Here is an 18,341-nt window from a genome sequence, read left to right as displayed (position 1 = left end):
GGAGACTTCAGCCCTTCAGGCTGCCGGTGGTGAGGCCGGACATGATGTTCTTCTGGAAGACGAGGAAGAACACGACGGTCGGGACGGCGGCGATGACGGCGCCGGCGATGACGACGTTCTGGGTGAGCCCTTGCGAGAAGGCGTAGATGCCGACGTTGACGGTCCGGTGGTCGGCCGAGGGCTCCACCAGCAGCGGCCACAGGAAGTCCTTCCAGATGGCCGTGACCGAGAAGATGGACACGACGCCGAGGATCGGCCGGGAGATCGGCAGCACGATCGACCACAGCGTGCGCAGCGGGCCGGCGCCGTCGATGGCGGCCGCGGCCATGAGGTCCTGCGGAATCGAGTCGAAGAACCGCTTGAGCAGGAAGATGTTGAAGGCGTTGGTGACCGCGGGCAGCCAGATCGCCCACGGCGAGTCGACCATGTTCCAGTGCACCAGCGGCAGGTCGATGACGGTGACGTACTGCGGGATCACCAGCACCGTCGAGGGGATCATGAGCGTGGCCAGCATGAGCCCCAGCAGGCCGTTGCCGAACACCGGGCGCAGCTTGGAGAACGCGTAGGCGGCGGCGACGTCGAAGACCAGCTGGAAGGCGAGCGCGCCGAACGCGTACCAGACCGTGTTGAGCAGCAGCCGGCCGAGGCTCAGGGCGGTCCAGGCCTCGGCGTAGTTGCCGGGCCGCGGGTCCTGCGGGAACAGCGTCGGCGGGACCTGGGCCACCTCCGGGCCGGACTTCAGCGCGCCGGTCACCATCCAGTACAGCGGGCCGGTGAACACGACGGTGAAGAGCACCACGACGAGCACGACGATCGCCCAGTAGGCACGGCGCGCGGCCGGGCGCCGCAGCCGGGCCGGGGAGATCAGGGTGCGGGCGGCGGTGTCCATGGGGTACCCCTCAATCCTGCTTCGGGCTCAGCCGCGCGTAGGCGACCGAGAAGCCGGCCAGGACGACCATCAGCATGACGCCGAGGGCGGCGGCGCCGTTGAGGTCGTTCTGCTTGAACGCGTGCTGGTACATCAGGTAGACCACCGAGGTCGCCGAGTCCTCGACGCCGGCCCCGCCGGCCAGGATCAGCGGCTCGATGAACACCTGCATGGTCGCCACGACCTGCAGCAGGAACATCAGCGACAGGATGAGCCGGGTCTGCGGCACGGTGACGTGCCACAGCCGCCGCAGCACGCCGGCCCCGTCGAGCTCGGCCGCCTCGTACAGCTCCCCGGGGATGCTCTGCAGCGCCGCGAGGTACACCAGGATCGAGCTGCCGACGTTCATCCACGTGGAGGCGATGACCAGCGACGGCTGGGTCATCGTGGTCGACTGCACCCACTGCGAGGTCGGCAGGTGCACGGCCTGCAGCAGGTAGTTGAAGATGCCGCCGGCGCCCGGGTCGTAGGCGTAGCGGAACAGCAGCAGGGCCGAGGCGGGCGGGAGCATCACCGGGAGGTACACCAGGGCCCGCAGGTAGCCGCGGGCGTGGCGCAGCTCGTTGAGCAGCACGGCGATGAAGAACGGCAGCGCGTACCCCACGATCAGGGCCAGCACGGTGAACATCGCGGTGTTGCGCCACGCCGCGGCGAAGCTGGGATCGTGCCAGAGGCGCACGTAGTTGTCCGTGCCGACCCAGGTGGTGACCCCGCGCCGGGTGCGCTGGAAGCTCATCACGAACTCGCGGACCATCGGGTACCACGAGAAGAACGCGAAGCACACCACCGCCCCGGCGAGGAAGCCGTGCCCGGTCAGGTTGTGCACGAGGCGCCGTTGCCAGAGCCCCTGGGCCTTCGGGATGGCGCGGGCCGGTCGCACCGCGCCTTCGAGCCGGACCGCGCCGTCCACTCAGGCCTCCTGGGACAGGATCGTGTTGACCTTCTGCTCGGCCGTGGCCAGCAGGCCGTTGATGTCGGCGCCGGGCTGGGTGAGCACGGCCGACATGGCGGCGTCGAGCACGGCGTAGATCGCCTGCGCCCGGCCCGGCTCGGCCTTGATTTTCACCGGGCTGTTCGCGTACGGCGCGTAGTCGGCCAGGTTCAGGTTGCTGTTGGCCTTCTTGAGCTCGTCGTCCTGCTTCTGCACGTCGCTGCCGGGCGTCCAGATGAGCGGCTCGGGCAGGCCGACGGGCACGCCCATGCCCTTCTGGGCGACGTAGTTGAAGTCGCCCTGGCCGGGCGTGAGCTTCTCGAACGTCACCCACTGCAGGCCGGCCTTGATCTGGGCCGGGGTGAGGCCCTTCTTGAAGAAGTACCCGGAGCCGCCGCCGAGCGTGGACTTGGCCGGCCCGCCGTCGCCGGGCATCGGGCCGATCGCCCAGTCCTCGTACGTGCCCTTGAACTGGGTGACGATGGCCTTGATCGTGTCGGGGGCGCCGATGTACATGCCGACCTTGCCGGCGCCGGCGTTGGTGAGCAGGTCGGCCCACTGCAGCAGCTGCTTCTCCCCGACGCTGTTGTCGGTGAACCGCATGTCGTGGAGGTTCTGCAGCACCGCCTTGCCCTCGGCGGTGTTGAACGCGGCCTTCTTGCCGTCGGCGCTGACGACCGAGCCGCCGCGGGAGTACAGCGCCGCCGAGAAGTGCCAGCCGCCGGTGTTGCCCGCGCTGTACTCCTGGTAGCCCGCGATGCCGTTGCCCAGCGCGCTGATCTTCTTGGCCGCCGCGGCGACCTCCTGCCAGGTCGCCGGCGGCTTGCTCGGGTCGAGGCCGGCCTGCTGGAACAGCTTCTTGTTGACGACGAGGCCGAGGCCGTAGCCGGCGTAGCCGAGGCCGTAGGCCTTCCCGTTCTCGATGAACGGGTCCTTGATGGCCGGCAGCAGCTTGTCCCAGTTCGGCACCGTGTCGGCGGTGATGTACTTCGTGATGTCCTCGGCCGCGTCGGCGTCCAGGACCTGGTCCAGGTCGGTCATGTACCCGTAGAACAGGTCGGCCTGCGTGCCGCCCTGCAGCCGCGCGGTGAAGTCCGCCGGGTTGTTGCACTGGCTGCCGACGGAGACGGTCTTCACGGTGACGCCGGGGTGGGCCTTCTGGAACGCGGCCACGTCGTCGTTCCACAGCTGCAGCGACTTGCCGCCGTTGTCGGTCTTCTGGGGCGGGCAGTCCACGACGATCGTCGTCGGACCCCCGGCGGAGGCCTCGTCCTTGCTGTCACCGCACGCGGCGAGCGAGGCCCCGAGCGCGACGACGAGCGCCACGCGGAGTGCTTTTATCGACATCGATCAATCCCTTCAGGCGGACGGGATGCGGGGAAGGATTGTGTTTCGTTTCGGTGTCGCAGACAGTACGACCGCCCGCGCTAGAAGTCCAGAGTTTGTTGCAAAAACTCGACAAGCAAGGCGGGGTGCCAATGCGGCTTTCCATTGTCCCGGGCCAGCGTTTGTGCAGGTAGTTCGCGCTCTATCCGGCCCCGCCGCACCCATTCCCGATGGCAAGTGCCGTCGCCTTCTTGCGCAATTTCTGTGGCCATGATCGCAAGCGATTGCAAACGAAAAACGGCGGCGAGGTTGGCCCTCGCCGCCGTTTCCTGACAACCGTGCTCAGCCGGGCCAGTAGCCCGTCGCGCGCCGCACGCCGACCGCACCGGCCCGGTCGACCGCGGCCTTCACGACCGCGAAGATGGCGCCCTGCAGCGCCGCCGCGAGCAGGATCTCGCCCCAGCCGCGCTCCTCGTCGGTGGCGTTGGGCGCGTCGTCGTCGTGCCCGGCGGCCTTCCACACCTGCTTGAAGACCAGCCCGGCGGCGGCCCCGGCCGCGGCGCCGAGCAGAATCCCGACCGGCTTGTAGGCCAGCTTCGCCATCTTTCCACTCATCGATGCCTCCAACGGGGTCCCTGGGGACCGGTTGCCCGGCCCGTGACCCGGCCAAACGCGGCGGCCGCTCAGAGGATCGGCTTGCCCCCCGTGACCGGGACGACCGCGCCGGAGATGTAGCTGCCCGCGTCGGCGGCGAGCAGCACGTAGACCGGCGCCACCTCGGCGGGCTGGCCGGGCCGGCCGAGCGGGGTGTTCTTGCCGAACTCCGCGACCTGCTCCGGCGGCATCGTCGACGGGATGAGCGGGGTCCAGATCGGCCCCGGCGCGACCGCGTTCACGCGGATGCCGCGCCCGCCCAGCATCTGGGCCAGGCCCGCGGTGAAGTTCGCGATGGCCCCCTTCGTGGTGGCGTACGGCAGCAGCGTCGGCTTCGGCATGTCGTAGTTCACCGAGCTCGTGTTGATGATGGCCGCCCCCTCCGCCAGGTTCGGCAGCGCGGCCTTCACCAGCCGGAACATGGCGTGGATGTTGATGTCGAAGGTGCGCGTCCACTCCTCGTCGCTGATCTCCTCGACGCTCTCGTGGCTCATCTGGTACGCCGCGTTGTTGACCAGCACGTCGATGCGCCCGAACTCCTGCACGGCCGCGCCCACCACGGCCTCGCACGTCGCCCGGTCGGCGAGGTCGCCCGGGATCAGGACGGCCTTGCGGCCCTCGGCCTCGACGTACCTGGCCGTGTCGCGCGCGTCGTCGTGCTCGTCGAGATAGGAGATGAGCACGTCGGCGCCCTCGCGCGCGAAGGCGATCGCGACCGCGCGGCCGATACCGCTGTCGCCGCCGGTGATGACGGCCGCCTTGCCGTTGAGCCGGCCGCTGCCGCGGTAGGTCTCCTCGCCGTGGTCGGGCTTGTTCGCCATCGCGCCGAGGGTGCCCGGTGGCTGCTGCTGAGGTTCGGACATGCCGCGACCGTTACCCGCCGCCCGCGGCGCGAAACGAAAACCCCTTCAGCCCCGGCGGCCCTGGGTGGCGACCCGGGCCGCCTCGAACAACTCGCGGGGCAGGCCGAGGAAGAACTGGCGCAGCAGGAAGATAGAAGGCGCTGACGCGTAGCCCATGTGCAGGAACTGGAACGCCTGCTGGAACAGGTACACGACGTAGAACAGGGCGGCTCGGACTTCGACCCGCCGACGCCGCCGCAGCCGGCGGCGAGGCCCGCGGCGCGGCGGGCGGCGATCGAAAACGGTCATCGGGGGTCCCTTCGCTGTTCATCGATGCGCGCCTGCGACTACGCCGTTCCCGGGTCCTCCCCACAAAGGGGGTTTGAAGTGTTTGTCGTGCGGCAACTACGTGGGCCATGGAGCTGTCGGTCACGCTGTCGTGCCGTCGCGACGAGACGCTGGTCGAGCTGGCCGGCGTGCTCGACTACGCCTCGGCGCCCTACCTGCGCCAGGTCGTCTACGAGCGGTTCGACGCGGGCTCGCACGCGATCACCATCGACGCCCAGCACCTCCGGCTGATCGACGCGGCCTCCGTCAAGGTGCTGCTCTACCTGCGGGAACGCGCCCTGAAGGCGGGCGGTGACCTGCGGCTGACGGACGCGCGGGGCACGGCGCTGACGGCGCTGGAGATCGCGGGCGTGGCCAAGGAGCTCGACGCCTACGGCGAGGCGGGCTGGCCGGTCGGGGACCGCGCCGGCGTCCCGGTCGACCTCGGGGCCCTGCACATCGGGCACGGGCACTGGCCCGTCGGCGCGACGGAACTGCTCCAGGAGTTGTACTCCCTGAAGCCCGCCGACCCCCGCCGCGCCCGGCTCCGGGACGAGGTCATCGCCCTGTGCCTGCCGGCGACGCGCAACATCGCCCGGCGCTATGCCGGGGCCGGCGAGCCGATGGGCGACCTCACCCAGGTGGCGGCGCTCGGGCTGATCAAGGCGGTCGACGGCTTCGACCCGGACCGCGGCATCGAGTTCGGCGCCTACGCGAGCCCCACGGTGGCGGGCGAGATCAAGCGGTACTTCCGCGACCGCACCGGCGCCGTGCGGGTCCCCCGGCGCCTGCAGGAGCTGCGCCTGGAGATGAACCGGGCGCGCGAGGAGCTCGGCTCGCGCCTGGGCCGCCCGCCCGGCCCCGAGGACCTCGCCGCGCACCTCGGGGCCGGCGTGGACGAGATCGGCGAGGTGATCACGGCCGGCCAGCTGCAGCGCCCGATGTCGATCGACGCGCCCGCCGCGGCCGACCACGACGAGGCGACGCTCGGCGACATGGTGGGCGGCGAGGACCCCGGCTACGAGCTGGCCGAGCTGCGCGCGTCGCTGCCCGCGGCGATGTCCGGGCTGCCGGAGCGCGAGCAGCGGATCATCGCGCTGCGCTTCTACGGCAACCTGAGCCAGTCCGAGATCGCCGCGCGGCTGGGCATGTCCCAGATGCACGTCTCCCGGCTGCAGGCCCACGCGCTGGGCTTCCTGCGCCGCCGCCTGGCCTGACCCCCGTCTCCGGTCACGGCTGGAGCAGCACCTTCACCGTGCCGTCCTTCTTCTGCTGGAAGGCCTCATACGCCGCCGGCGCGTCGGCCAGCGGCACCCGGTGCGTCGCGAAGGTCTCCACGCCGAGCGGGTCACCGTCGCCGGTCAGCAGCGGCAGGATGTCGCTGGCCCAGCGCTTGACGTTGGCCTGGCCCATCCGCAGCTGGATCTGCTTGTCGAACAGCACCATCATCGGCAGCGGGTCCGCCGTGCCGCCGTACACCCCGGACAGCGAGATCGTGCCGCCCCGCCGGACGGCGTCGATGGCCAAATGCAGCGCGGCGAGCCGGTCGACGCCGGCCTTGTCGATGAGCTTCTGCGCAAACGCGTCGGGCAGCAGGCCGGCCGCGGCCTGGGCAAGCTTGCCCGCGGGCGAGCCGTGCGCCTCCATGCCGACGGCGTCGATCACCGAGTCCGGCCCGCGGCCGCCGGTCAGCTCCCGCAGCGCGCCGGCGACATCGTCGTGCGCGTCGAGGTCCACGACCGCGACGCCGTTGGCGCGGGCCCGGGCGAGACGCTCGGGCACGAGGTCGACGCCGATGACCCGGTGGCCGCGGTAGGACGCGATCCGGCTCGCCATGTCGCCGATCGGGCCGAGGCCGAGCACGGCGAGGGTACCGCCCGGCGGGACGGCCGCGTACTCGACCGCCTGCCACGCGGTGGGCAGGACGTCGGAGAGGTACACGAACCGGTCGTCCGGCGGGCCCTCCGGCACCTTGATCGGGCCGAACTGGGCCTGGGGCACGCGCAGGTACTCAGCCTGCCCGCCCGGCACCCGCCCGTACAGCCTGGTGTACCCGAACAGTGCCGCGCCCTTGCCCTCGGCGCGCACCTGGGTCGTCTCGCACTGCGTCATCAGGCCCTGCGTACACATCCAGCAGTGCCCGCAGGAGATGTTGAACGGGATCACGACCCGGTCGCCGGGGCGCACGTTCGTGATGTCGGCGCCCACCTCCTCCACGATGCCCATGGGCTCGTGGCCGATGATGTCGCCCTCGGTCATGAACGGGCCGAGCACCTCGTACAGGTGCAGGTCGGACCCGCAGATGCCGCTGGACGTCACCCGGATCACGATGTCGTTGGCCTGCTCGAGGCGCGGATCCGGCACCTCGTCGACCCGTACGTCCCGCTTGCCGTGCCAGACCACCGCTTTCATGCCGGGCCGAATACCCCGGTGGATCACCCGAAAACAAAGACGCCGTCGGCGGGTTCGCGGGTACTGGAGGGCCGAGGACGACAAGGAGGGATCACCGTGACGCAGGTACATCAGCGGGATGTCGTCGACGTCCTACTGGCCCAGCACAGTGACATCAAGGCCCTGTTCAACCAGGTCGCCACGGCGCAGGGCGAGCAGAAGCGCGAGCGGTTCCAGGAGCTCGTGCGGCTGCTGACGATCCACGAGAGCGCCGAGGAGCAGGTCGTCCATCCGGCCGCACGCCAGGCTCTCGGCGACGACGGTCACCGGGTCGTCGACACGCGCCTGGAGGAGGAGAGGGAGGCCATGCGGGCGCTGGCCGAGCTGGACGACCTCGGCGTCGGGCACCCCGGGTTCGACGATCGGCTCGCGGCGCTGGCCGCGGACATCTTCGAGCACGCGGCGCACGAGGAGGCCGAGGAGTTCACGCGGCTGCGGGCGACCGTGGGGTCCGAGGAGCTGCAGCGAATGACGGCGGTGTTCGAGGCGGCCGAGAACCGCTAGCTCATGTCGTTTACACGCGAAGGCCCCGCCAGGCGGCGGGGCCTTCGTTCATGTTTCGGTCCGATCAGAGGCCGGGCCGGGGCACGTCACCGCGCCACGCGCCGGTGGCCTGACCGCGCTGCTCGATGAACTCCTTGAAGCGCATGGTGTCGGCCTTCACCTGCATCGAGTCGGCGCCGATGGCGCTGCCCGCCTTCTCGGTGAGGTTCTGCGGCTGCCAGTCGAGCTGGACGGTGACCCGCGTGTCGGTGTCGCCGAGGCGGTGGAACGTCACGACGCCCGCGTGCCGCGTGTCGCCGTCGGTGCTCTTCCACGCGATCCGCTCGTCCGCGTGCTGCTCGGTGATCTCGGCGTCGAACTCGCGCCGCACGCCGCCGATCTTCGTCACCCAGTGGGTGTGCCGGTCGTCGAGCTGACGGATGGACTCGACACCGCTCATGAACTGCGGGAAGGACTCGAACTGGGTCCACTGGTCATAGGCCGTGTGCACCGGGACGTGAACGTCGATGGACTCGGTGACCGTGCTCATGTCTACCTCCTTGCCGGTGTTGCTCTCCCCTTTCGAGTGCCCGGCAGCAACCGGCAGAAACGTAAGCGGGGTCACGTACCCCGGCCTCATGACCGGTAAAGTGCCCTCATGACGAGCACCCTCCGGCCACCCCGGGCCGGCCTGCGGGGCCTGACCCCGGCCCTGATCCCGCTCGGGCTGATGTTCCTGGCCGTCGGCATGTCCACGGCAGTGGTGTACCCGTTCCTCGCCCTGTTCCTCAACACCGACGTGCACGCCGGACCGGCCCAGGTGACCGCGTTCCTCGTCGCCGCGCCGCTGGCCGGGGTGCTCGTCACGACCCTCGTCGGCCGGCTGTCGGACCGCGGCCCGTACCGCCGCCGGATCCTCGTCGGCGCGGCCCTCGCGGGCATGGCCGGCACCGGGGTCACCGCGTTCGTGCGCGACTACTGGGTGCTGCTGGGGCTCACGGTGACCGCGACCGCGCTGTCCGGCTCGCTGTTCCCGCAGACGTTCGCGTACGCGCGGCAGGTCCTCGAGCGCGACAGCCCGGGCCGCGCGGCGCTGGGCATCAGCGCGATGCGCACGGTGTTCTCGCTCGCCTGGGTCGGCGGCCCGGCCCTCGCCGCGGTGCTGCTGGACGTCGGCGGCTTCGGGCTGCTGTACGGCACCGCCGCCGCCCTGTACGGGATCGCGGCCCTGGTGGCCACGCTGCGCCTCGAGGACCTCGCGCCGCCGCGCCGGGAGAACACCGAGGAGGACGCGTCGCCGCTCGCGGTGCCGCGCCTGGTGCTCGTGCTCACCATGGCCGCGTTCGTGCTGCTCCAGGTGCCGATGACGCTCGGCGTGCAGGCGCTGCCGTTGTTCATCGACCGGGACCTGCACCGCGACGCGTCGGCGGCGGGCCTGGTGCTGGGCCTGTGCGCGGCGCTGGAGATCCCGCTCATGCTCGGCCTGGGCGCCCTGACCACCCGGTTCAGGGTACGCACCCTGATCCTGATGGGCGCCGTGGCCGGGATCGCCTACCAGGCGATCGCGTGGTCGACCTCGAGCCTGTGGGTGCTCATCGCGGCCCAGCCGCTCAACGCCGTCTTCATCTCCGCGATCTCGGGCGTCGGGATCACCTACGTGCAGGACATGATGCCGGGCCGGCCCGGGCACGCCACGACGCTGTACACCAACACGTTCCCGGTCGGCGCGATGTTCGCGGGCTCGATCCTGGGCATCGCGGAGCACTTCGGGTACCGCAGCGCGTACGCCATCGGCACCGCGCTGTGCGCGGGCGGTCTGCTGCTGCTCGCGGTCCGCAGCTCCCGCCCGCGCACGTGACGGGACGGGCTCAGCGCAGGCTGTCGACGTCGATCACGAACCGGTAGCGCACGTCGGAGCGCAGGACCCGCTCGTACGCCTCGTTCACCGCGTCGGCGCCGATGACCTCGACGTCGGGGGCGATCCCGCGCTCGGCGCAGAAGTCCAGCATCTGCTGGGTCTCGGCGATGCCGCCGATGCTCGATCCGGCGAAGGACCGCCGGTTGCCGAACAGCGCGAACACCGGCACCGGCAGCGGCTGCGGCGGGGCGCCGACGCTGACGAGCGTGCCGTCCAGGCGCAGCAGGCCCAGGTAGGCCGCCATGTCGATCGGGGCGCTGACCGTGTTGATGATCAGGTCGAAGCTGTTCCTGAGCGCCTCGAACGTGGCCGGGTCGCCGGTGGCCTGGTAGTCCCGGGCGCCGAACGCGAGCCCGTCGTCCTTCTTGCCCAGCGTCTGCGACAGTACGGTCACGTCGGCGCCCATCGCCACGGCGATCTTGACCGCCATGTGGCCCAGGCCGCCGAGGCCGACCACCGCGACCTTCTTGCCGGGTCCGGCGTTCCAGTGCGCGAGCGGCGAGTAGGTGGTGATGCCCGCGCAGAGCAGGGGCGCCGCCTTCTCGTAGGGAATGTTCTCGGGCACCCGCAGGACGAAGTCGGCGTCGACCACGATATGGGTCGAGTAGCCGCCCTGCGTGACGGTGCCGTCACGGTCGACGCTCGCGTAGGTCCCGGTGTTGCCGTTGAGGCAGTACTGCTCCTGCCCGGCCCGGCAGTTCTCGCACTCGCGGCACGAGTTGACCATGCACCCGACGCCGACCCGGTCACCGACCGCGTGCCCGGTGACCTCGCGGCCGACCTCGGCGACCTGGCCGACGATCTCGTGGCCGACGGTGAGCGGGTACGCCACGTCGCCCCACTCCCCACGCACCGTGTGGATGTCGGAGTGGCAGATGCCGGCGTAGCGGATCTCGATGAGAACGTCGTGCGGCCCGAGGTCGCGCCGCTCGATCGTGGTTCGCACGAGCGGGTCGGTGGCCGAGGTCGCGGCGATGGCGTTGACTGTGCGCATGGTTCCAGGTAACCGCACCCGCGGCGCCGGTGGGAGGTTCTGGTGAAACGTGTACCAGCAGTACACCCCAGTTCGGCCCGGCCGGTCGTACCGTCGGAACCGTGAACAACCGAGTCGAGGTGCGCGAGTTCCTCACCTCGCGCCGCGCCAAGCTGACCCCGGACGCGGCCGGAATCCCGGCCGCCGGCCTGCGCCGCGTCCCCGGGCTGCGCCGCAGCGAGGTCGCCGCCCTGGCCGGGGTGAGCGTCGAGTACTACGCCAAGCTCGAACGCGGCCAGCTCGCGGGCGTCTCCGCCGGGGTGCTCGAGGCCATCGCCCGCGCCCTGCAGCTCGACGACGCCGAACGCGCCCACCTGATGCGCCTGGCCCAGGAGGCCAACGGCAGCAACGCGCTGCTGCGCCCGAGCCGCCGCCCGAAGCAGTGGACCGTCCGTCCCAGCCTGCAGTGGTCCCTCGACGCGATCACCGCCCCCGCGACCGTGGTGAACGGGCGGCAGGACCTGCTCGCGACCAACCTGCTCGGCCGGGCCATGTTCCACGACCTGTACGGCGACCCGTCCCGTCCCCCGAACTTCGGCCGGTTCACGTTCCTCGACAGCGCCGCGCACCGCTTCTACCCCGACTGGAACCTGTTCGCCGACATGACCGTGGCGAACCTGCGCACCGCCGCCGGCGTCGACCCGCACGACAAGGGCCTGCACGACCTGGTCGGCGAGCTGTCCACCCGCAGCGACGACTTCCGCCGCCGCTGGGGCTCGCACAACGTGCGCATCCACGGCACCGGCGTCAAGCACTTCCACCACGGCGTCGTCGGCGACCTCGCCCTGGCCTACGAGAGCACGGCCCTGGTCGCCGAGCCCGGGCTCGTCCTGACCATCTACGCGGCCGAGCCCGACTCGCCGACCGCGCACGCCCTCACGCTGCTGGCCTCCTGGGCCGCCACCAGCGACACCGGACTGTCCGCGGCGCCGGCCCGCTAGGCCGCGGCCGGGTCAGGAGCGCCGCCAGTCCTCCGGGGGCGCCAGGGTCGGATGGCGTACCGGGGGCAGGACCGCCGTCACCGTCGCGTAGCCCTCGGCCAGCAGGGCGACGTCGGAGCCCGGGACCCGCTCGGCGCCGCGCTCCTTCAGGGCGGTGCGCACGAACCCGGTACCGCTCTCCACGAGCGTCATCTGCACCTGCCCGAACGGGGCCAGGGTCGCCGGGCGCAGGCCGGCGACGGCCTCCAGCGGGCGGTCGGGGACGTTGAGGTTGAGGGCGGTGCCCTCCGGGGCCGCGGCCAGCCAGTCCAGCAGGCCGGCCGCGATCGCCGCGGCGGTGGGCCAGCAGCGGCGGGCGTCGTCCGCGGCGGGCAGGGCGTTCAGCGCCGGGTCGCCGAGGATGTCGAGGGAGACCGCGAGGCCGCGCAGCCCGTCGGTGGCCCCGGTGAGCACGGCGCCGACGGTGCCGGAGTGCAGCACCGCGTGGCCCGCGTTCGCGCCGCGGTTGATCCCGGACAGCAGCGCGTCGGGGCGCCCGCCGAACGCGCCGAGGCCGGCGAGCACGGCGATGTACGCGGGCGAGGCCGGCACGGAGTACACCGGCACGCCGGCCAGCCCGTCGAGCTCGACGGCCTCGTAGAGCAGCCGGCCCCCCTCGACCGTCGCGCTCAGCGCGGCCCCGGCCCCGCTGACCTCGGCGTGCGGCGCGGCCACCACCACGTCGTGCCCGGCCGCGCGCACGACCTGGGCCAGGTGCCGTATCCCGGGCGCGCCGACCCCGTCGTCGTTGGTGACGACGATCCGCACCGCTACCGCTCCCACGACTCGAGGCGGGTCCGGCCGATGAGCTCCCGGACGGCGTCGCCGCGGCCGGAGCCGAGGCCGTGCCGGGTGACGTTGAGCGCGCCCGCGGCCGCGCCGGTGCGCACGGCCTCCTCGACGTCGCCGCCGTGGGCGAGCACGGCGGCCACCCCGGCGGTCATCGAGTCCCCGGCCCCGCGGTGGTCGACCACCTCGAGCTTCGGCCCGTGTACGGTCGCCACCCGGCCGTCGTCGTAGACCGCCAGCGCCGGCTCGCCCGCGCGGCTGACGAGCACCGTGCCGGCGCCCTCCGCGCGCAGCGTGCGGGCGGCGTCCACGAGCGCGGGCACGTCGTCGCCGGTGGCCCGGCCGTCGTCGAGGAGCTCCTCGTGGCTGACCTTCACGAACGCGGCCCCGCCGGCCACCGCCGCGGCGAGCAGGTCCCCGGAGAGGTCGGCGACCACGGTGCTGCCGTTGGACCCGAGGTCGGCGGCGAGGCGCCGGTACGTGTCAGGGTTCACGATCGCCGGGTCGGCCGGCCCGCTCAGGACGCTGACGTCGGCGCGCAGCCCCGCCACGAGCGAGGTGTTGTACAGCTCGTCGAGGTCGTGGCGGGTCAGCGGCGGGCCGGGATGGTCCGCGATCTGGGTGCGCTCGCCCTCGCGGCGGTCGTGGACGTACCAGCCGCTGCCCGCGCCCCGGTCGACCGTGTGCAGCGCGATGCCCGGGTCCAGGTGGCCGAGCAGGTCGCTCAGCACCGAGCCGATCTCGCCGCCGACGCCGACGCACAGGTCGACCTCGCACCCGAGCGAGGCGAGCATGCGGGCCTGCCACACGCCCTGCCCGCCCGGGTGCACGTGCAGCTCCTCGTGGCCGGCCTGTCGTTCGATCGTCACCGTCAGTACCGGGGCGGGGGCGAACACCATCACGCGGCCGCTCATACCCCGGTATTGCCCGCCTCAGGGGCGCCCGAACCAGGTTTCGAGGGCCTTGTCGAGCCCGTCGAGCGCCGGGCCGCCCCAGGCGACGACGCCGTCCGGGCGGACGAGCAGGTTCTCGGGGCCGGGCACGGCGGTGACGCGCCCGGCCCAGCCGGCGGCGAGGCGGGTCGCGGCCCCGCCGGGGGTGGCGTCGAGCAGGAGGCCGCCCGGCGTGCGCAGCAGCTCGTAGAGGCGGGCGGCGCCGACAGGCCGGTCCGCCGCGACGCGACCGGCCTCCGGGTGCTCGCCCGGGATCGGGTACGGCCGGTCGACGCCGGTCATGAGCCGGGACACGTGCGCGTTGGGCTCGTCGTAGGCGAGCAGCTCGGTGAAGAGCTCACGCAGGGCCGACGTCTGCGGGTCGGGGCGCATGAGGGCGATCTGGGCGCGGGTGTTGGCCAGCGCGGTCGCGGCGACCGGGGCGCGCTCCTCGTGGTACGTGTCGAGCAGCCCCTCGGGCGCCCACCCGGCGATGGTGGCGGCGAGCTTCCAGCCGAGGTTTGCCGCGTCCTGGAACCCGAGGTTGAGGCCCTGGCCGCCGAACGGCGGGTGCACGTGCGCCGCGTCGCCGGCCAGAAGCACACTGCCTTCGCGGTACCGTGTCGCCTGCCGCGTGTTGTCCGTCCACCGGGTGCCGGTGATCAGGGCGTTCACGACCACGTCGGTGCCCGAGACCCGGCGCAGGCTCGCCTCGATCTCCGCGCGGTCCAGCGGGCGGTCGCGGTCGGCCGGCGGCCCGTCGAACTCGACGGTCAGCACGCGCTGCGGGCCGGGGCCGTAAACCACCATGCCGGTACCGGTGCGGTGCCAGCCCTTCTCCAGCGGGTTGGGCCCGGCGATGTCGACGAGCGCCTGGCGGCCGGTGATGGTGGCCCCGGTGCCCTCGAACCCGAAGCCGGCCAGGCGGCGCACGGTGCTGCGGCCGCCGTCGCAGCCGACCACGAACCGCCCCGTGACGGTCGTGGTCCCGCCGGCGTGCGCCACCTCGACGCGCTCGCCGTCCAGGCCCGTCACCTCGCAACCGCGCACCACCGGCACGCCGAGCTCGCGCGCGTACGTCTCCAGGACCGCCTCGACCTGCGGCTGCGGCGCGAAGATGGGCATCGTGCGCAGCTCGGGCGCGCCGCGCAGCAGCCACAGGCCGGCGAAGTGCCCGAGGGGCCGGCCGGTGCCCAGGGCGGCCAGGACGCCCGGGTCCGGCGCCGGGAACCGCTCGAGCAGGCCCCGCTGGTCGAAGACCTCCGCGGACGACGGGCCGACCGAGCCGGCCTTGATCTGCTGGGACGGCTCGGACAGCCGCTCCAGCACGACCGCGTCCACCCCGTAGCGGCGCAGTTCGGCGGCGAGGAACAGCCCGACCGGCCCGGCACCGACTACCATCACGTCGTACAAATTCTTGAGTTCCACAAACATTAGGGTAACCCAAAAATGCTGCGAGAGGAAAAGAAGGCCCGCGCCCGGGCCGCCATGGCCGACGCGGCCGCCGCGCTCTTCGCCGAGCACGGCTACGACGGCGTGGCGATGACGCAGGTCGCGCGGGCCGCCGGGGTGTCCGAGCAGACGCTGTACAACTACTTCCCGACCAAGGAGTCGCTCGTCTTCGACCAGGCCGACGCGTTCGAGGCGACGATGCTGGCCACGCTCGCGGGGCACGGGCCGGACGGGGACCTGCTGGACGCGTACCGACGCTGGCTCGACGCTTTTCTGCTGGGCCCGGCCGCCCGTCGCGCGGTCGAGAACCCCGGCGGCATGGTCCGCCTCGTCGCCGGCAGCGACGCCCTGCGCCGGGCGCTGCTCGACCTCGCCCACCGCGTCGCCGGCGCGCTCGGCCCCGAGCTGGAGCGGACCGCCGGGTACGCGCCGGCCGCCGCCACCGCCCTCGCCGACGGCCTGGTCGCCGTGTTCGTGCGCACCGTCGAGCGCCTCGGCGCGGCCCCGAACCGCCGCGCCGTCCCGGCCGTGACCCGCCGCGCCCACGAGGCCCTCGACGCGCTGCGCCCGCTGGTACATTCGCGATCATGAAGGGGACCGCGCTCTGGACCGGCAACTTCACGCGGTACTTCCTGGCCCGCACCGTGTCCGTCTTCGGCGACGCGATGCTCATCGTCGCCTCGGCCCTGGCCGTCGGCCACCACTACGGCGCCACGGGCGTCGGCCTGGTGCTGGCCGCGTTCTCGATCCCGTTCCTGGCGAGCATCCTCTTCGGCGGCGTCTTCGCCGACCGGATCGGCGCCCGCCCGCTGATGCTCGGCGCCGACCTCGTCCGGCTGGTCGCCCAGGGCAGCGTGGCCGCGGCCTTCTTCCTGGGCACCCCGGCGCTGTGGCTGCTGCTCGTGTGCTCGGCGGTGCACGGCGCCGCCTCGGCCGCGTTCCAGCCCGGCGTCAACGGCATGGTCCCGCTGGTCGCCACCGACCTGCACCGCGCCAACGCCACCATCAAGGTGTCCCAGTCCATCGCGCAGCTGCTCGGCCCGGCCACCGCCGGCGTGGTCTTCGGCCTCCTCGGCGCCGGCCCGCTGTACGCCACCGACGCCGCCACGTTCGCGGTGAGCGCGGCCTGCCTGGCGGGCCTGCGCCTCGGCGCCATGCCGCCCCCCGACACCGCCACGTCCCCGCTGCGCGACCTGGCCGCCGGCTGGCACGAGTTCCGCTCCCGCACCTGGATCTGGAGCGTCATCCTGGTCTGGGTGGTGTACGGCGTCCTGCTCTTCGGCCCGCTCATCCCCCTCGGCTCGGTGCTCATCAGCGGCCGCCTGGGCGCGCCCGCCTACGGCTGGACCGAGTCGGGCCTCGCCGCGGGCGCGATCGCCGGCGGCCTGCTCGCCCTGCGCCTGCGCCCCCACCGCCCTTTGGCGGCCGGCGCGGTCGCCATGTTCGGCTACGGCCTGCTACCGCTGGCGATCGCCCTGCACGCGCCCCTGACCCTGCTCCTGACCGCGGCGGCGGCCAACGGCGCCGCGTGGTCGTTCTGGTCGGTGATGTGGCAGACGAGCGTGCAGACCCACGTGCCGCCGGAGATGCTCAACCGCATCACGTCGTACGAGGTCTTCGGCTCCGACGGCAGCCTGCCCATCGGCCAGGCCCTGGCGGGGCCGGTGGCGGCCCTGGTCGGCGCCGAGGCGGTGCTGGGCTTCTCGGTGGGGGTGAGCGTCCTGGGCTGCGTGGCCCTGCTGCTCATCCCGGCGGTGCGCGCCCTGCAGCGCAGCGAGCCCCACGTACCCGCCGCCGACACCCGGGTCAGCCCGTAACGGCTCGGGCGGCTAGTCTCCGCCGGCGACGCCTGCGTGGGTCAGGTCCTCGGGCACGACGATCCGCTCGTACAGCTCGTCGCTCACCCCCCGGCGCAGCGCCGCCTCCTTGAGGGTCAGGTTCTCGTCGATCGCCAGGTGGGCTATCGACGACGCCTTGTCGTAGCCGATGACCGGGGACAGGGCGGTGACCATCATGACCGAGCGCTCGACGTCCTGCCGCAACTGGCCGTGGTCCAGCTGGACGCCCTCGACGAGGAACTCGCGGAAGTGGTCGGCGGCGTCGCCGAGGATGCGTACCGAGTGCAGGACGTTGTTGATGATGACCGGGCGGAAGGCGTTGAGCTCGAAGTTGCCCTCGTTGCCGGCGACGGCCACCGCGGTGTCGGAGCCGAGTACCTGGATGCAGACCATGAGCATGGCCTCGGCCTGGGTCGGGTTCACCTTGCCGGGCATGATCGAGGAGCCGGGCTCGTTGGCGGGCAGGATCAGCTCGTGCAGCCCGGCGCGCGGGCCGGAGCCGAGCCAGCGCATGTCGTTGGCGAACTTGAACAGCGCCGTGGCCACGCCGCGCAGGGCGGCCGAGACCCGGACCAGGGTGTCCAGCGAGCCCTGGGCGGCGAACTTGTTCGGTACCGTCACGAACGGCCGGCCCGTCAGCTCGGCGATCGTCCGGGCGCTGTCCGCGTCGAAGCCGGGCGGCGCGTTGAGGCCGGTGCCGACGGCGGTGCCGCCCATGGCGAGGCGGTACAGGCCGGCCATTGTCGCGGTGAGGTGTGCGGTCGCGTCCTCGATCTGGGCGGCGTAGCCGGACCACTCCTGGCCGACGGTGAGCGGCGTCGCGTCCTCCAGGTGGGTCCGGCCGATCTTGACGACGTGCGCCCACTCCCGGCTCTTGCGCTCGGTGGCGCCGTGCAGCCGGGCGAGCGCCGGCAGCAGGTGCTCCTCGATCGCGGTGACCGCGGCGATGTGCATGGCGGTCGGGAAGGTGTCGTTGGACGACTGGCCCATGTTGACGTCGTCGTTGGGGTGCACCGGGGTCTTGGACCCGAGCCGCCCGCCGACGAGCTGGATCGCCCGGTTGGAGATGACCTCGTTGACGTTCATGTTCGACTGGGTGCCGGAGCCGGTCTGCCAGACGTACAACGGGAACTCGCGGTCGAGCTCGCCCGCGATCACCTCGTCGGCCACCCGCGAGATCAGGCCGGCCTTCCACTCCGGCATCCGCCCGGCGTTCGCGTTGATGCGCGCGGCGGCCTTCTTGACGTAGCCGTAGGCGTGGTAGACCGCCTTCGGCATGCGGTCTTCGCCGATGTCGAAGTGCACCAGCGAGCGCTGCGTCTGCGCGCCCCAGTAGTGGTCGGCCGGGACGGCGACCGTGCCGAGGGAGTCGGTCTCGTCGCGGGTGCCGATGGTGTCGAGGCCGATCGGCACGTCGAGCACGGCGGGCCCGCCGGCCGGGTTGTGTGCGGCCATCG

General features: G+C 72.4%; 19 protein-coding genes. 6 read left to right on the top strand and 13 right to left on the bottom strand.

The features are described 5' to 3' along the window. Nucleotides 1–7: 7 nt before the first annotated feature. The 6 genes from ACPPVO_RS28105 to ACPPVO_RS28080 all read right to left on the bottom strand — a co-directional run bounded on the left by ACPPVO_RS28105 (nt 8) and on the right by ACPPVO_RS28080 (nt 4,990). Nucleotides 8–889 carry a carbohydrate ABC transporter permease gene (locus tag ACPPVO_RS28105; protein ID WP_426514147.1) on the bottom strand — a complete coding sequence of 294 codons (882 nt, stop codon included), beginning with the start codon at nt 887–889 and terminating at the stop codon, nt 8–10. A gap of 10 nt (nt 890–899) precedes the next feature. Next, nucleotides 900–1,838, bottom strand: a complete 939-nt coding sequence (locus ACPPVO_RS28100) for a carbohydrate ABC transporter permease (protein WP_426514146.1) — start codon at nt 1,836–1,838, stop codon at nt 900–902. After that, nucleotides 1,839–3,206, bottom strand: coding sequence for an ABC transporter substrate-binding protein (locus ACPPVO_RS28095; protein ID WP_426514145.1), 1,368 nt, complete (start codon nt 3,204–3,206; stop codon nt 1,839–1,841). 321 nt (nt 3,207–3,527) lie between these two features. Continuing rightward, entirely contained in the window at nt 3,528–3,788 is a 261-nt protein-coding gene (locus ACPPVO_RS28090; protein ID WP_426514705.1) for a DUF4235 domain-containing protein, read from the bottom strand. An 80-nt stretch (nt 3,789–3,868) separates the two neighbouring features. Next, a complete protein-coding gene (locus ACPPVO_RS28085; protein ID WP_426514144.1) occupies nt 3,869–4,702 on the bottom strand; it encodes an SDR family oxidoreductase in 834 nt (277 codons plus the stop codon). 45 nt (nt 4,703–4,747) lie between these two features. Further along, nucleotides 4,748–4,990: a hypothetical protein gene (locus tag ACPPVO_RS28080; RefSeq protein ID WP_426514143.1), complete on the bottom strand. Its 243-nt coding sequence runs from the start codon at nt 4,988–4,990 to the stop codon at nt 4,748–4,750. 107 nt (nt 4,991–5,097) lie between these two features. Between ACPPVO_RS28080 and ACPPVO_RS28075 the strand changes: the two genes are divergently transcribed. Next, nucleotides 5,098–6,225 (top strand): sigma-70 family RNA polymerase sigma factor, encoded by a 1,128-nt coding sequence (locus tag ACPPVO_RS28075; protein ID WP_426514142.1) that lies wholly within the window; start codon nt 5,098–5,100, stop codon nt 6,223–6,225. Nucleotides 6,226–6,238: 13 nt separating this feature from the next. Here the strand turns inward: ACPPVO_RS28075 and ACPPVO_RS28070 are convergent, their stop codons facing one another. Beyond that, nucleotides 6,239–7,420, bottom strand: a complete 1,182-nt coding sequence (locus ACPPVO_RS28070; RefSeq protein WP_426514141.1) for a zinc-dependent alcohol dehydrogenase — start codon at nt 7,418–7,420, stop codon at nt 6,239–6,241. A gap of 96 nt (nt 7,421–7,516) precedes the next feature. On the opposite strand from ACPPVO_RS28070, the gene ACPPVO_RS28065 reads away from it, so the two are divergent. Beyond that, nucleotides 7,517–7,963: a hemerythrin domain-containing protein gene (locus tag ACPPVO_RS28065; RefSeq protein ID WP_426514140.1), complete on the top strand. Its 447-nt coding sequence runs from the start codon at nt 7,517–7,519 to the stop codon at nt 7,961–7,963. A 64-nt stretch (nt 7,964–8,027) separates the two neighbouring features. Here the strand turns inward: ACPPVO_RS28065 and ACPPVO_RS28060 are convergent, their stop codons facing one another. After that, complete coding sequence (locus ACPPVO_RS28060; RefSeq protein ID WP_426514139.1) at nt 8,028–8,492, bottom strand: SRPBCC family protein; 465 nt, start codon at nt 8,490–8,492, stop codon at nt 8,028–8,030. Between the two features lie 108 nt (nt 8,493–8,600). On the opposite strand from ACPPVO_RS28060, the gene ACPPVO_RS28055 reads away from it, so the two are divergent. Then, nucleotides 8,601–9,800: a sugar efflux transporter gene (locus ACPPVO_RS28055; protein ID WP_426514138.1), complete on the top strand. Its 1,200-nt coding sequence runs from the start codon at nt 8,601–8,603 to the stop codon at nt 9,798–9,800. 10 nt (nt 9,801–9,810) lie between these two features. Here ACPPVO_RS28055 and ACPPVO_RS28050 read toward each other — a convergent pair whose 3' ends face one another. Beyond that, nucleotides 9,811–10,854: an NAD(P)-dependent alcohol dehydrogenase gene (locus ACPPVO_RS28050; protein WP_426514137.1), complete on the bottom strand. Its 1,044-nt coding sequence runs from the start codon at nt 10,852–10,854 to the stop codon at nt 9,811–9,813. 101 nt (nt 10,855–10,955) lie between these two features. Here ACPPVO_RS28050 and ACPPVO_RS28045 point away from each other — a divergent pair, with 101 nt between their 5' ends. Then, complete coding sequence (locus ACPPVO_RS28045) at nt 10,956–11,834, top strand: helix-turn-helix transcriptional regulator (protein ID WP_426514136.1); 879 nt, start codon at nt 10,956–10,958, stop codon at nt 11,832–11,834. A 12-nt stretch (nt 11,835–11,846) separates the two neighbouring features. Here the strand turns inward: ACPPVO_RS28045 and surE are convergent, their stop codons facing one another. From surE to ACPPVO_RS28030, 3 genes are read right to left on the bottom strand one after another with little or no spacing between them, the layout of a single operon-like run. Next, nucleotides 11,847–12,641 (bottom strand): 5'/3'-nucleotidase SurE, encoded by a 795-nt coding sequence (gene surE, locus ACPPVO_RS28040; protein WP_426514135.1) that lies wholly within the window; start codon nt 12,639–12,641, stop codon nt 11,847–11,849. 2 nt (nt 12,642–12,643) lie between these two features. Beyond that, complete coding sequence (locus tag ACPPVO_RS28035) at nt 12,644–13,576, bottom strand: 1-phosphofructokinase family hexose kinase (RefSeq protein ID WP_426514134.1); 933 nt, start codon at nt 13,574–13,576, stop codon at nt 12,644–12,646. Between the two features lie 18 nt (nt 13,577–13,594). Then, nucleotides 13,595–15,022: an FAD-dependent monooxygenase gene (locus ACPPVO_RS28030; RefSeq protein WP_426514133.1), complete on the bottom strand. Its 1,428-nt coding sequence runs from the start codon at nt 15,020–15,022 to the stop codon at nt 13,595–13,597. A 21-nt stretch (nt 15,023–15,043) separates the two neighbouring features. Here ACPPVO_RS28030 and ACPPVO_RS28025 point away from each other — a divergent pair, with 21 nt between their 5' ends. Both ACPPVO_RS28025 and ACPPVO_RS28020 read left to right on the top strand, forming a co-directional pair. After that, the gene (locus tag ACPPVO_RS28025) at nt 15,044–15,637 is read left to right on the top strand and encodes a TetR/AcrR family transcriptional regulator (RefSeq protein WP_426514132.1); all 594 of its coding nucleotides are present in this window, start codon (nt 15,044–15,046) and stop codon (nt 15,635–15,637) included. Beyond that, on the top strand, nt 15,634–16,863 hold the full coding sequence (locus ACPPVO_RS28020; RefSeq protein ID WP_426514131.1) for an MFS transporter: 1,230 nt from the start codon (nt 15,634–15,636) through the stop codon (nt 16,861–16,863). The genes ACPPVO_RS28025 and ACPPVO_RS28020 overlap by 4 nt, the downstream gene beginning before the upstream one ends. Nucleotides 16,864–16,875: 12 nt before the next feature. On the opposite strand, the gene ACPPVO_RS28015 is transcribed toward ACPPVO_RS28020, so the two are convergent. Continuing rightward, nucleotides 16,876–18,339: a class II fumarate hydratase gene (locus ACPPVO_RS28015; RefSeq protein WP_426514130.1), complete on the bottom strand. Its 1,464-nt coding sequence runs from the start codon at nt 18,337–18,339 to the stop codon at nt 16,876–16,878. Nucleotides 18,340–18,341: the final 2 nt, after the last annotated feature.

The organism is Dactylosporangium sp. McL0621 (assembly GCF_049995355.1).
Classification (GTDB): domain Bacteria; phylum Actinomycetota; class Actinomycetes; order Mycobacteriales; family Micromonosporaceae; genus Dactylosporangium.
Note: the sequence above shows the minus strand (reverse complement) of the source record. Positions and strands in the feature narration are given on the sequence as shown.

Bases quoted from the DNA above. Each gene is read 5' to 3' on its own strand.
- ACPPVO_RS28050 (WP_426514137.1), bottom strand. From the start codon at position 10,854: ATGCGCACAGTCAACGCCATCGCCGCGACCTCGGCCACCGACCCGCTC.
- ACPPVO_RS28070 (WP_426514141.1), bottom strand. From the start codon at position 7,420: ATGAAAGCGGTGGTCTGGCACGGCAAGCGGGACGTACGGGTCGACGAG.
- ACPPVO_RS28090 (WP_426514705.1), bottom strand. From the start codon at position 3,788: ATGGCGAAGCTGGCCTACAAGCCGGTCGGGATTCTGCTCGGCGCCGCG.
- ACPPVO_RS28105 (WP_426514147.1), bottom strand. From the start codon at position 889: ATGGACACCGCCGCCCGCACCCTGATCTCCCCGGCCCGGCTGCGGCGC.
- ACPPVO_RS28075 (WP_426514142.1), top strand. From the start codon at position 5,098: ATGGAGCTGTCGGTCACGCTGTCGTGCCGTCGCGACGAGACGCTGGTC.
- ACPPVO_RS28055 (WP_426514138.1), top strand. From the start codon at position 8,601: ATGACGAGCACCCTCCGGCCACCCCGGGCCGGCCTGCGGGGCCTGACC.
- ACPPVO_RS28095 (WP_426514145.1), bottom strand. From the start codon at position 3,206: ATGTCGATAAAAGCACTCCGCGTGGCGCTCGTCGTCGCGCTCGGGGCC.
- ACPPVO_RS28060 (WP_426514139.1), bottom strand. From the start codon at position 8,492: ATGAGCACGGTCACCGAGTCCATCGACGTTCACGTCCCGGTGCACACG.
- ACPPVO_RS28085 (WP_426514144.1), bottom strand. From the start codon at position 4,702: ATGTCCGAACCTCAGCAGCAGCCACCGGGCACCCTCGGCGCGATGGCG.
- ACPPVO_RS28020 (WP_426514131.1), top strand. From the start codon at position 15,634: ATGAAGGGGACCGCGCTCTGGACCGGCAACTTCACGCGGTACTTCCTG.
- ACPPVO_RS28035 (WP_426514134.1), bottom strand. From the start codon at position 13,576: ATGAGCGGCCGCGTGATGGTGTTCGCCCCCGCCCCGGTACTGACGGTG.
- ACPPVO_RS28015 (WP_426514130.1), bottom strand. From the start codon at position 18,339: ATGGCCGCACACAACCCGGCCGGCGGGCCCGCCGTGCTCGACGTGCCG.
- ACPPVO_RS28080 (WP_426514143.1), bottom strand. From the start codon at position 4,990: ATGACCGTTTTCGATCGCCGCCCGCCGCGCCGCGGGCCTCGCCGCCGG.
- ACPPVO_RS28025 (WP_426514132.1), top strand. From the start codon at position 15,044: ATGCTGCGAGAGGAAAAGAAGGCCCGCGCCCGGGCCGCCATGGCCGAC.